Source organism: Pseudomonas sp. 008 (genome assembly GCF_016861935.1).
GTDB lineage: Bacteria > Pseudomonadota > Gammaproteobacteria > Pseudomonadales > Pseudomonadaceae > Aquipseudomonas.
Genome location: NZ_BOMA01000010.1, coordinates 1 through 13,060, shown reverse-complemented (window position 1 = coordinate 13,060; position 13,060 = coordinate 1). Strand labels below are relative to the sequence as shown.

General features: G+C 60.0%; 3 protein-coding genes and 1 pseudogene. 1 reads left to right on the top strand and 3 read right to left on the bottom strand.

Annotation, left to right across the window (positions count from 1 at the left end):
- Window positions 1-17 precede the first annotated feature (17 nt).
- A complete protein-coding gene (locus JUI81_RS20035) occupies window positions 18-1,376 on the bottom strand; it encodes a TolC family outer membrane protein (protein ID WP_019648053.1) in 1,359 nt (452 codons plus the stop codon).
- A 591-nt stretch (window positions 1,377-1,967) separates the two neighbouring features.
- Between JUI81_RS20035 and JUI81_RS20030 the strand changes: the two genes are divergently transcribed.
- Window positions 1,968-9,104 (top strand): retention module-containing protein, encoded by a 7,137-nt coding sequence (locus JUI81_RS20030; protein WP_204124875.1) that lies wholly within the window; start codon window positions 1,968-1,970, stop codon window positions 9,102-9,104.
- Window positions 9,105-9,348: 244 nt separating this feature from the next.
- On the opposite strand, the gene JUI81_RS20025 is transcribed toward JUI81_RS20030, so the two are convergent.
- On the bottom strand, window positions 9,349-9,717 hold the full coding sequence (locus tag JUI81_RS20025; RefSeq protein WP_204124874.1) for a DUF6124 family protein: 369 nt from the start codon (window positions 9,715-9,717) through the stop codon (window positions 9,349-9,351).
- A gap of 438 nt (window positions 9,718-10,155) precedes the next feature.
- Window positions 10,156-13,060: pseudogene (locus JUI81_RS20020) on the bottom strand (hypothetical protein); the annotation flags it as partial.

The window sequence follows — 13,060 nt, the reverse complement described above, 5'->3', positions numbered from 1 at the left end:
TCCTACACGGCGTTACTTCATTTGAGTTCAGGCAAGCGCGCTTCGTTTTTCACTTCGGTGGCGGCGATCGCATCGGCGGGCAGCACCACCCGTTGCTTGCTCAACAACTGGCCCATGTTCGCCAGCACGCGGTACATCGAGAACTCCTCGGTGTAGCGCACTTCGGTGTAGCGGCGGTTGGCGTTGTAGAGCTCGTTTTCACTGTCGAGCAAGTCGAGCAGAGTCCGTTGGCCGAGACCGAACTGATCCTGATACGCCGCCCGTACACGGGTGGTGGTTTCGGCGTATTCACGGGCGGTCGGGGTTTGTTTCTTGGCGTTTTGCATGGCGTTCCAGGCCAGGTGGATGTTCTCGTTGAGCTGGCGCAATGCGTTGTTGCGGATGTCCATCGCCTGGTTGATCTGATGCGCATCGGAGGCCAGCCGGGCCTTGTCGCTGCCGCCACGGAACAGGTTGTAGTTCATCACCACGCCCACTCGCCATTCGTTGTCGTGGCCTTGATCGCCCTGCACATTGTTATTGGCGCCCACCGCTGCTTCGGCGTCGAAGCGTGGGTAGAACGGCGACTTGGCGACTTCGTACTGGCTCTCGGCCGATTGCACGTCAGCCTGGGCGGATTTCAGGTACGGGTTGTTTTCCACCATGCTCTGCTGGGCTTCGGGCAGGGTGGCGGGCAGTTCGCCGCGGGTCGACGGCGGCGCTTCGAGTTCATCGGGCATGCGCCCCACGACGCTGTAGAAATTCGCTTCGGCATCGGCCAGATCGACTTCGGCGGTGTCGAGATTGTTTTGCGCCAGTGCCCGGCGAGCGGTGGACTGGTCGGCGTCGGCGTTGCTGCCGATCCCACGCTGGGTACGCAGGCCGATCTGATCGTTGACCCGCATGTGCGCTTGCAGATTGTTCTTGGCCAGGGTCACCAGTTCGCGGCGCTTGAGCACTTCGAGGTACACCTCGATGGTACGCAGGGCCAGGTCCTGGGCGGTGCCTTGAGCGTAATAGGCCCGCGAGTTGGACACGCCTTTGGTGCGCGCGACCTCGTTGGCGGTGTTGAAACCATCAAACAGCATTTGCCGCAGGCGCAGTTCCGACTGGGTGTAGGTGAGGATTTCGGTGTTGTGATTGCCCCGCGACCGGGTGGTGGTGTTATCGCTGTAGCCGCGCCCGTAGGCGGCGTTCAAATCCACCGATGGATAAAAGCCCCCTTTAGCGACTTTAATCTGCTCGTCGGCCGAGAGCCGGGCATCGACCCGAGACGCCAGTTCCGGGTGGGTCGCAATGGTGCTCTGGATCGCCTCGGTCAATGACATCGCCTGAGCCTGAGAAGCGCAGGCCATGGCCAGCAGAATCGCACTGCAAAGGGGGGTTAAAACGCGCATGGGTGCATCTCCCTGATTCCTGATGGTGCTTAGCGGTCGCCATTTTTTTGACGATATTTTTAGATGAAACCGTTTCATGCCTGTAACAACAGAGCTAAGAACATCCTGAAGCGTAGCTAAGAAAAATTTTTCATAAGGGCTATGCCAAAAAAAACTTATGCGGCCTGAAAAATCCAGCACATTGTTCAATGCGAAAGCCTTTGTTTTATTGGTTTTCTGGAGCATCAACAGGGTTTTGGAAAGTTCCATTCACTTTTCGACACAGGGCGAAGAAGTGCTGGAGGGGAGGAGAGCGAGACGGTTTAGAGGCGACATTTTTTTGTCGCTCGAGTGATTCAAAACCGTTACGCATGCGTTTGCAGGCCGGTCGTTTTGGAAATGGGTCCCGATGCCATTGATTGCAGAGGGTTTTATCCGGATCCCAAGACACCCCCCTCGCAAGCGACACGCCTGGCGAGAGTGTCGGGAGGCAGCGGTTTACTTCAGGTAAACGCTTTCCGGCACACGGGTCTCGGGCAACCTGCTTGAACCATGAGCACGTTTCTTCGCGAAAACAGGATGCCGACAGCAGTTGGCAGCGGAGGAATGCACATGGCAACGCTCATCGGTATCGTCAGTAAGGTCATCGGTCAGGTATATGCAGTGGCGGGTGATGGCACTCGACGGGCACTGATCGAGGGCGATCGGCTGTTTGCCGGCGAGCAACTGGTCACCGGGGCCGAAGGCGCGGTGGCGGTGCATTTGCATAACGGCCAGGAGCTGACGCTGGGGCGTGACAGCAGCCTGCAAATGACCGCCCAGTTACTGGCGCACCAGGTGCCGCATGTGGAGACCACTGATGCGGTGACGCCGAGCCAGGCGCAACTGACCGATGTCGAGCAACTGCAAAAAGCCATTGCCGCCGGTGCCGACCCGACCCAGACCGCTGAGGCCACCGCCGCCGGACCGGGCGCCACCGGTGCGCCCGGTGCACTGGGCGGCGGTCACAGTTTTGTGTTGTTGGAGGAAGTGGGCGGGCGGGTCGATCCCACGATTGGTTTCCCCACCGCGGGCTTCAACGGTATTCCCGAATTTCCCCTGGAACGCCGGGACGCTGCACCGGACAACGGCGATAAAGGCATCGTTACGCCGTTTGCCGCGAACGTGCCGAATCACCCGGTCATCCTCACCGGCCTGTCGGTGGCGGGCGGTGAACTGACCCTCAATGAAGCCAACCTGGCGGACGGGTCGGCCAGCAACCCGGGGGCACTGACTCAGCACAGCACGTTCACGGTGTCTGCGCCCGACGGGCTGAGCAGCCTGAGCATCGGCGGGATCAGCGTGATCAGTGGCGGGGTGCCCATCGGTTTTCCTCAGTCGATCACCACTCAACTGGGCAACACCCTGACGATCACCGGCTACAACCCGGCCACCGGCGTGGTCAGTTACAGCTACACCCTGGTCGGCAACGAAACCCATTCCGCCGGTGACGGCACCAACAATCTCAGTGAACAATTCACTGTGGTTGCGAACGACAGCAACGGCGATACCGCGACTGGTTCGCTGGACGTCAATATCACCGACGATGTGCCCAAGGCCATCGACGACAGCAATGCCCATACCGCGTCGGAAACCCTGCTGACCCTGACCGACAGCGTGCTGCCCAATGACGTCCAGGGCGCCGACCGCATTGCCACCGGCCCCGACAGCGGGCCGATCATCGGCGGTACTTTCACCGGGACGTTCGGCACCTTGGTACTCAATGCCAACGGCACCTACACCTACACCCTGAACACCAACGATACCGATTTCAAAGCCTTGCACGGCGGTGGCAACGGCACCGAAAATTTCGTCTACACCCTTACCGATGCCGATGGCGATACCAGCACCGCGACGCTGGTGCTGAACATCCATAACAACGACGACCTGGTGACGCTCAATGGCCTGAATGCCGAAGGCGGCGAGCTGACCGTCAATGAGAAAAACCTCAGCGACGGCAGCAACCCTGATGCATCGGCGCTGACCCAGAGCGGCACCTTCACCATTACTGCGCTGGATGGCGTGCAAACCCTCAGCGTCGGCGGAATCAATGTGGTGGTTGGCGGTGTATCGGCGGGTTTCCCGCAATCAATCGTCACGCCGCTGGGCAGTACGCTAACCATTACTGGCTACGACAGCGCGACCGGCGTGGTCAGCTACAGCTACACCCTGGTGGATAACGAAACCCATCCGAATGCCAACGGCGCCAACAGTCTCTCCGAACAGTTTGCGGTCACCGTGGTGGACGACAACGGCACCACCGCCAATGGCAGCCTCGATGTGAACATCATCGATGACCTGCCTCAGGCCGTGGACGACAGCAACGCCAATACGGCATCGGAAACCCTGCTGACCCTGACCGGCAGCGTGCTGCCCAACGACGTCCAGGGCGCCGACCGCATTGCCACCGGCCCCGACAGCGGGCCGATCATCGGCGGTACTCTCACCGGGACGTTCGGCACCTTGGTGTTGAACGCCAACGGCACGTACACCTACACCCTTAACACCAGCGACGCCGATTTCAAAGCCCTGCACGGTGGTGGCAACGGCACCGAAAATTTCGTCTACACCCTTACCGATTCCGATGGCGATACCAGCACCGCGACGCTGGTGTTGAACATCCATAACAACGACGACCTGGTGACACTCGATGGCCTGAACGTCAACGGCGGCGAACTGACCGTCTACGAAAAAAACCTCAGCGACGGCAGCAGCCCCAACACACCGGCGCTGACCCAGAGCGGCACCTTCACCGTCACCGCGCTCGACGGTTTGCAAACCCTGACGGTGGGCGGCATCGCGGTGGTCACCGGTGGCGTGGCCGCAGGCTTCCCGCAGTCGATCGTCACTCCGCTTGGCAGCACGCTGACCGTCACCGGTTACGACAGTGCGACTGGCGTGGTCAGCTACAGCTACACCCTGGTGGATAACGAAACCCACCCGAACGCCAACGGCACCAACAGCATCACCGAGAACCTCAACGTTGTCGCCATTGACGTCGACGGCAGCACGGCGTTGGGCCAGATCAACGTCAACATCGTCGATGACTTGCCCACCGCCAATCCTGATCACGCCTCAGTGGCCGAAGGCGCGACGGTCTCGGGGAACGTGCTGGGCAACGATATCGGCGGCGCCGACGGGCCGGCACTCGGTGGCGCGGTGGTTGGCGTGCGCGCCGGCAGCGACACCTCGACTTCAGCCATCGGTGGCTTGAACAGTCAAATCAACGGCACCTATGGCTACCTGACCCTGGATGCCAACGGCGATGCGGTCTATCACAGCAATCCAAATGCCGTGAACGGCCCTGGTGCTACCGACGTGTTCACTTACACCGTGCGCGATGCCGACGGCGATGAAAGCACCACCACCATTACCATCGACGTGGCCAACTGCACCCTCGTAGCTGCCACTGACACCGACGTGACGGTTAATGAAAAAGCGCTGGACCTGACCAAGGACGGGCAGGACCTGGCGGCGGGCACGGTCATCGGCAGCGAACCTGGCAACACCGGCGAAACCGCTTCCGGCACGCTGGTGGGTTCAGTCACCGGCACCAGCGACACCATCACGTACAGCCTGGTCGGCAGCGCCAACGGAACCTACGGGCAAATCCTGCTCAATCCGGACGGCAGCTACACCTACACCCTGACCTCGCCTCCCGCGACTACACCTCACGCCAACGACGGGCCGAACACCCTGAGCGAAAGCTTCACCTATCAGGCCACCGATTCTCTGGGCAACAGCGTCACCGGCACCATCGTGATCAACATCGTCGATGACGTGCCAACCGCTCATGCCGATGTCGTCTCAGTGGCGGAAGGCGGCACGGTCAGCGGCAATGTGTTGGGCAATGATGTGCTCGGTGCTGACGGCCCGGCCTTGGGTGGCGCGGTGGTCGGCGTGCGCGCCGGCGGCGATACCTCGACTTCGGCTATCGGTGGCTTGAACACGCACATCAACGGCACCTACGGCTACCTGACCCTGGATGCCAACGGCAACGCCGTGTACCACAGCAATCCGAACTCGGTCGGTGAACCGGGCGCCACGGACGTGTTCACCTACACCGTGCGCGATGGCGACGGCGATGAAAGCACCACGACCATCACCATCGACATCTCCAACTGTTCCCTCGTGGTGGCCCCCGATAACGACGTGACCGTTTACGAAAAGGCGTTGGATCTGACCAAGGACGGCCAGGACCTGGCGGCGGGCACTGTCATCGGCAGCGAGCCTGACAACACCGGTGAAACCGCCTCCGGCACATTAGTCGGTTCAATCACTGGCGCCACGGGTGCAATCACTTACGCCCTGGTCGGCAGCGCCACCGGCACCTATGGGCAAATCCTGCTCAACCCGGACGGTTCCTACACCTACACCCTGACCTCGGCACCCACGACCACGCCGCACGCCAACGACGGACCGAACACCCTGAGCGAGAGCTTCACCTACCAGGCCACCGACTCTGTGGGCAACAGCGTCACCAGCACCATCGTGATCAACATTGTCGATGACGTGCCGACGGCCCATTGCGATTCGGTTTCGGTGGTGGAGGGCGGCACGGTCAGCGGCAATGTGCTGGACAACGATGTGCTCGGCGCTGATGGCCCGGCCTTGGGTGGGGCAGTGGTCGGCGTGCGTGCCGGCAGCGACACCTCGACTTCGGCCATCGGCGGCTTGAACACGCAAATCAACGGCGCTTACGGCTACCTGACCCTGGATGCCAGCGGCAATGCGGTGTACCACAGCAACCCGAATTCGGTCGGCGAAGCGGGCGCCACGGACACCTTCACCTACACCGTGCGCGATGCCGACGGCGATGAAAGCACCGCCACGATCACTGTTGACGTCTCCAACAACTGCCTCGTAGCCGCCACCGATACCGATGTGACCGTCTACGAAAAAGCGTTGGATCTGACCAAGGACGGCCAGGACCTGGCGGCGGGCAGCGTCACCGGCAGCGAGCCCGGCAACACCGGTGAAACCGGCTCCGGTACGCTGGCAGGCTCGGTCACTGGCGGCACTGGCGCGATCACTTACACCCTGGTCGGCAGCGCCACCGGCACCTACGGGCAGATCCTGCTCAATCCCGACGGTTCCTACACCTATACGCTGACTTCGGCGCCGAAAACGTTGCCGAACGCCAACGATGGCGCGAACACCTTGAACGAAAGCTTCACCTACCAAGCCACCGATGCCATCGGCAATAGCACCACCGGCACCCTTGTGGTCAACATCGTCGATGACGTGCCTCACGCCGTCGCCTCGGACCGTTCTGTGCCAGCGGTGCAGATCGACTCCAACCTGATGCTGGTGATCGATGTATCCGGCAGCATGGACGACCCCTCCGGCGTATCGGGCCTGTCGCGGCTCGACCTGGCCAAGCAGGCGATCAGCGAGCTGCTCGACAAGTACGACAACCTGGGCGACGTGAAGGTGCAGATCGTTACCTTCAGCAGCAGCGCCACCGACCAGACGTCGATCTGGGTCGATGTGGCGACGGCCAAGTCGATCATCGCTACGCTGACGGCAGGTGGCGGCACCAACTACGACGCGGCCGTGGCAACCATGGAGAGCGCGTTCGACACTGCGGGCAAACTCACCGGGGCGCAGAACGTCGGCTACTTCTTCTCCGATGGCAAACCCAACGAAGGCGACATCGGCACTGCGGACGAGACTGCGCTCAAAGCCTTCCTCGACGCCAATGGCATCAAGAACTACGCCATCGGCCTGGGCAGCGGCGTCAATAACGCCAGCCTCGATCCGGTGGCCTATGACGGCAGCACGCACAACGACACCAACGCTGTGGTGGTGACTGACCTCAACCAACTCAACTCGGTACTTTCAGGCACCGTGCAAGGTGCGCCGGTCACCGGTTCGTTGCTGGGCGAGGGCGGTACATTCGGCGCCGATGGCGGTTTCATCAAAACCCTCACGGTCGACGGCACCACCTATACCTACGACCCGAAAGCCAACAGCAATCAGGGTTCGCTGAACTTCAGCGGCGGCGCCAACCACGGCACCTTCAACACCGTCGACAACACCCTGAGCATCGCCACCAACAACAGCGGCACGCTGCTGGTGAACCTCGACACCGGCGAGTACACCTACACCTCGCAGAAAACCACGGCCGTGCAGATCACCGAAAACATCGGCTTCACCGCCAGCGACAACGACGGCGACCTCACCAGCTCGACCCTGACAGTCAACGTGATTCCGAATTCGCCACCGGTGGCGGTCGATGATCACATCATCACCAACGTGCTGTCGGGCAGTATCGGGGTGCCGGCCGAGCTGCTATTGGCCAACGACACCGACCCCAACGGTGATGCGCTCACGGCATCGCCGACTACCTTCAACACGGGTTGGACGGCCAAGGGGGCGGACTTCACCGGCACCAACTCGAGCTTCAGTTTCACCGGCAATAACGTCCAGGCCGTGACCATCGCCCGCAGCGCATTCGTAGCCAACGCTGCCGCCATGACCGCCATGCTGGTGGTCAGCGGGGCATTGGGGGCGGTCAGCGCCAACAATACCAACGATGAGGACCGCATCACCGTCAACCTCAAACAGGGTGAAACCCTCAACCTGGACCACAACCTGGCGGCCGGCCACGTCACCATGGAATACTCGGTCAACGGCGGTGCTTACACGGCCCTCGCCGATGGCCAGACCATCACCGCCTCGGCGGATGGCACGTACCAGATCCACATCACCAACATCGACGACGGGGGACCTGGCAACAGCGGGAAGGGGGCGGAAAACTATCAACTGACCATGACGGTCAACTACGCCGGAGCCCAGGACTCCACGCCAGACTTCCACGGCACCTATACCGCCAGCGACAACCACGGTGGCAACGACAGCGCGGCAGTCGACATCACCTATCAGGCCGGCCATACACTGACCGGCACCTCGGGCGATGACCTGTTGATCGCAGGCACCGGCAACAACATTATCAATGCGGGTGACGGCAACGACGTGCTCACCGCAGGCTCAGGCAATAACGAGATGCACGGCGGCGCCGGTAACGATCTGCTGTTCAGCGGACCGGGCAACGATTTGCTCGACGGCGGCAGCGGCAACGACACCGCGAGCTACGCCCATGCCACCGCCGGCGTCACTGTCGACCTCAGCCTGCTCACCGCGCAAAACACCGTTGGCGCAGGCACCGACACCCTGACCGGCATCGAAAACCTCACAGGCTCGAACTTCAACGACAGCCTCACGGGCGACAACAACGGCAACATCATCAACGGCGGTCTGGGTAACGATGTGCTCAACGGCGGGGGCGGCGACGACTTCCTGATCGGCGGCCTGGGCGACAACACCCTCACCGGCGGCAGCGGCGCCGACACCTTCCAGTGGCTTAAAGGCAACAGCGGCCACGATGTCATCACCGACTTCACGCCGGGAACCGACAAACTCGACCTGTCGCAACTGTTGCAAGGGGAAAACGGCACCGCGGCATCGCTGGATGACTACCTGCACTTCAAAGTCACCGGCAGCGGCTCGACCCTGGTCACCAGCATCGACATCAGCGCCATGGCCGGCGCCACGCCGAGCCAGACCATCGACCTGGCCGGTGTGAACCTGGCCAGCCACTACGGCGTCACCCCCGGAGCGAATGGTGTGATTGCCGGCGGTCACGATACCGCGACCATTATCAACGGCATGTTGAACGACCATTCGTTGAAGGTGGATACCGTGTGATCTGAAACGACAAAACCCGCCATTCCCGGTGAAAGGGGATGGCGGGTTTTTTGTTGGTTGAGGATTTATCTACCGGCCCTGTGCCCGGATACACCTCATGTGGCGAGGGGGCTTGCCCCCGTTCGACTGCGCAGCAGTCGTAAAACCTGTACATGCAGTTTGCCAGACAGACAGTGATTGCAGGTTTTGGGGGCCGCTTCGCAGCCCAACGGGGGCAAGCCCCCTCGCCACAAGTTTTGTTTCGTTATAGGGCCGGGTCAGCCTTCAGCTCCAGACTGTCCAGCGCCCGACTCACCGCCAGCTCGCCGAACATGATGAGCTGCGCGACGCCCAGTATCGTATTGCGCTGCGGCCCCTCCAGAAACCCGGCACAGTCACTGGCGATCACCTTGGCCGAGGCAAAGGACTCGCAGGCATTGGCCAGTAGCTCTTCGATGTCGATGTCCGGGGCGACGGTGTAAATCGTGCTCGGTTTGCGTGGGGGCTTGGGGTCGGACGGTTTGAGGTAGTAATCGAGGGCGCGCTCGGCGGCTTCGTTGAGTTTTTTGGAGTCCGGGGTTTCGTAGGGGGAAACGTCGTCGGTTTCGGGTGGGTTGGGTGTGATTTTGAACATGGTGAAACTCCTACAGGAAATGGAGCCACCAAGACCTGTCGCTAAACAAGTAAGGGTGGCGGCTGCACGCAGGTTAGCGAACCGGGTGTAGGCGCCCGGCAGACCCGAAGGTCTCCCGCGCACAGCCGCCATGACATCAATCGCAGGCATGAACAATCTGCAAGAGAATTAGGAGCGCTGTTGCGCCTACATAGGTTCGGGTCGCTAAACCCGATCGCTGAATTGTCAGCGACCGGTAAACGATAGAGCCCGGCCCTTAGGCGCACAAGCCGGCGGATTCTGGCGCAGTCGTAGGCAACGGCGCAAGGATGTGTAGCCTGAGAGAGTGTCTGGAGATGTCATTTAAACATCGCTGTTTATTTTTTAACCAGATTTTAAGAAAGGTTTTACAAATAAACACGTCCCCTGTCTCACTGGCCGTTCTCATTCGTTTCGCTGTTAGTTGCTCAGAGTTACGTCATCAATAAAAAATCCTCCGTCGCTTTCTGTGCTTTTTATTACAAAGGATGAAACAGGCCGCCCCTGAGGTGCGGTGTAGATGTGGAATTTTATTCCGCCTCCGGTTTGAAGCCTTTCCTCGATTATTGGGTTATTTGATTGATCATGGAATGTGACTGTGTTTCCAGTCGAGTTGACGCCGTAATGGGCAAACTTTATGGTTGTTGCCGCCCCTGACCAGCTAAATTTTCCTACAGAGCGTTGAGTGAAAGTTAAAGTTCGTTGACCAAATTCTGGATGGATGTCTTGTGCTATCCGAGTATAGAAACCGTTGACTCCCCCCTCGCTCGACAGCGTAAACATGAGCCCACTTGGAAAAGTTATGGGTTTATTTACGAGTATTTGTTGAGGCTGCGTGCTCTCAAAGTTTTCGTAAATCGAAATAAATTGAACAACGCGGAACGTGCGTGGCGGCTCAGATTCCTGGCCACTGCCGTACAACGCCTTGGCGGTAAAACTGTGTGCCGCCACGTTCAACCCCCACACCTCCCGTTTCCAGATACCGGTTAGCAGGTCGGCTGTGGCCTCACCCATATCGGTGGCGCCGTTTAGAACCTGAACTTTCAGGCCTTTGCTGGCACTCCCTGTCAGTGTCACGTTTTTTTCAGCGGTGTCCTCGCCTTCGAGAATCTCAACACCCTTGGAATCTTTCGCCGAGGTGATGACGGGCTGCTCATCCACCAGTACCTTGACGGTGTACGTGCGCAACGGAAAAGTTGTTTTAGTTGCTGCATTGACCACCTTGTCGAAGTTCACCGCAAAGGTAATCGTGACGTCGCTGCCATCCTTGAGGCTTTGCAGCCAAGTGACTACCGCGGCTGTCAGCGGTATCACCAAATCCGATGGATCATATCGATGGACATTGCCATTCCAGATGATCTTGGGGGCCGATTGACCATTGGCCAGGATCCCGTCAAAACGCAACCAGACAGGTATGTCCTTCATTTGCAACGGCCACTGCGGCATGCTCAGTCGGTCGGTCGCCAGCAACTTTGCGACGTCCAGATCTCGCGCGGTATGACCGATAATGACCGGCATCGACAGCCGCGAGTCCTCATCCGCAATCTTCTGCACCGTCAACTCAAACACCAGGGACGGGTATCGCTTGGCGCGAATCAGCTCATAGCTGAACTTCACCACTGCCTTGCCCATGTTCGCGTTGATAAAATCAATGCCCAGACGGAAATCCACGCGACCGTTGTTTAACGGCAAAGGATCAAACGTCGGCGTCCCATTGATGAACAGTTGCACGGTGTCATTCGGTTTGGGCACCGCCACTTCGACCCGGCAGTAGGCCCCTAGCCGATTCTCGGGATCCAGCGCGTCCATTACGCCGTTAACGGTTTTGTGCACGTGGGGAGCTGGCAGGGTTGACACCGCTTCCCCAATCACAAACTCCAACGGATTTGAATAACTGGTCCCGTCGGTCTCGGCCCGCCAGATCTGGTAGCTGGCCCTCAAGGTTTCCCCGCGATGCGCTTCGAAGTATTGCTGAACAAAGGCGGCGTTGAGGGAGAAGTCCACCGCCTTGCCGGCGCTCAGTGAATTGAGGATCTTGAAATCCTCGAAGAGCAGGTTGCCTTCGGCATCGCGCAGTTGCCAGGTGACTTTGTCCTTGGCTTTGGTCGGATTGTTGACCGGGTTGGGGCAGGTGACCTTGCTGACGCCGCCAGGCAAATCCTTGGGTTCCAGCGTGCCGTCCTTCTCGCCGAGGACGCCGGGTTCGACCAGCTCGAACTTCGGCTCGCCGACGTTCAATGGCGCGGCATGCAGGGATTCACGGCTGACGATCTCGTCGCCGTCTTCCGAGAGCAGGATGTACCACAGCTTTAGCGTGCCGCCTTCGAGGGTCTTGAGGTGTTTACCCTCGACGGTGATGACGAAGCCGTTGCGATCCTCGGCTTCCTCATGACTCGGAAAGAACCACCTCAGTTCCGGCTCATAGGTGCCGCCATCCGGTCGTTTGCCGAACCATTTGAGCTCGATCGCCATGCCTTCCAGGATAAGAGGATCAAACAGAATGCGAATGCGCACGCTCTGCAGGTCAGGGGCGAGCGCGCCGTCCTGTGCATCCTCGGCAATGGGCGCCGCCAGGCGTTGGAGTTCGCCGATGAAGTGGATGAAGCGGCCTTTGGAGTTCTGGATGATCTTGCCGTCGCGTTCCAGTTCGTAGGAAAACCTTGCCTGGGTTTTTGCCAGGGCACGGGCAGCGGGGTTGGACAGGAGCACTTCGACCAACGTGGGCGGGGTTTTATCGATGGACTGGCGCACCTTGAGGTCGATGGCGTCACCGTCCAGGGTGATGCCCGTGAGGTTCATGATGATGACGTCGTCCTTTTTGAACTCGACCGACGCTGCCCAGACCTGCAGAAGCAGCGGTTCATCTCTACCCAGCTTCTTGAGGTCGAGGATGTCGCCGTCGGCCTGCTTGAGGATGGGCGCCTCCAGCCGCGAGTTACCGGTGTCGACGACGATGCGCGTTTCCTTGCACCAGTCTTCGGACTGGTTGTAGACCCGGTCGCGGACCATGAAGGTGACGGCCAGGCCTTCGAGGCCGGAGTCGCCGGCTTTGAGGATGGTGGCTTCGTCGATGTGGACCTTGATCGGGTTGTTCAGCGGGTCATCGATCTGCGCCTGGGTGACGGGATCGGACAGCACCAACTGGCCGCCCCAGCTCACCGTGATCACATCGCCCACGGCGATGTTTTCGTAGGGGCGGTCGGTGCCGCTGCCGGGTTTGGCCTGGATAAGGATGTCCACGCCATCTTTGGCGCTGTCCTTGTCCACGCCATCCTGGACGATCTCCTTCGGGTCGCATCCCATGTTCAACCCGGAATGCCCATAA

Excerpts from the sequence above, each read along its gene's own strand:
- JUI81_RS20035 (WP_019648053.1), bottom strand. The coding sequence starts at position 1,376 with ATGCGCGTTTTAACCCCCCTTTGCAGTGCGATTCTGCTGGCCATGGCC.
- JUI81_RS20025 (WP_204124874.1), bottom strand. The coding sequence starts at position 9,717 with ATGTTCAAAATCACACCCAACCCACCCGAAACCGACGACGTTTCCCCC.
- JUI81_RS20030 (WP_204124875.1), top strand. The coding sequence starts at position 1,968 with ATGGCAACGCTCATCGGTATCGTCAGTAAGGTCATCGGTCAGGTATAT.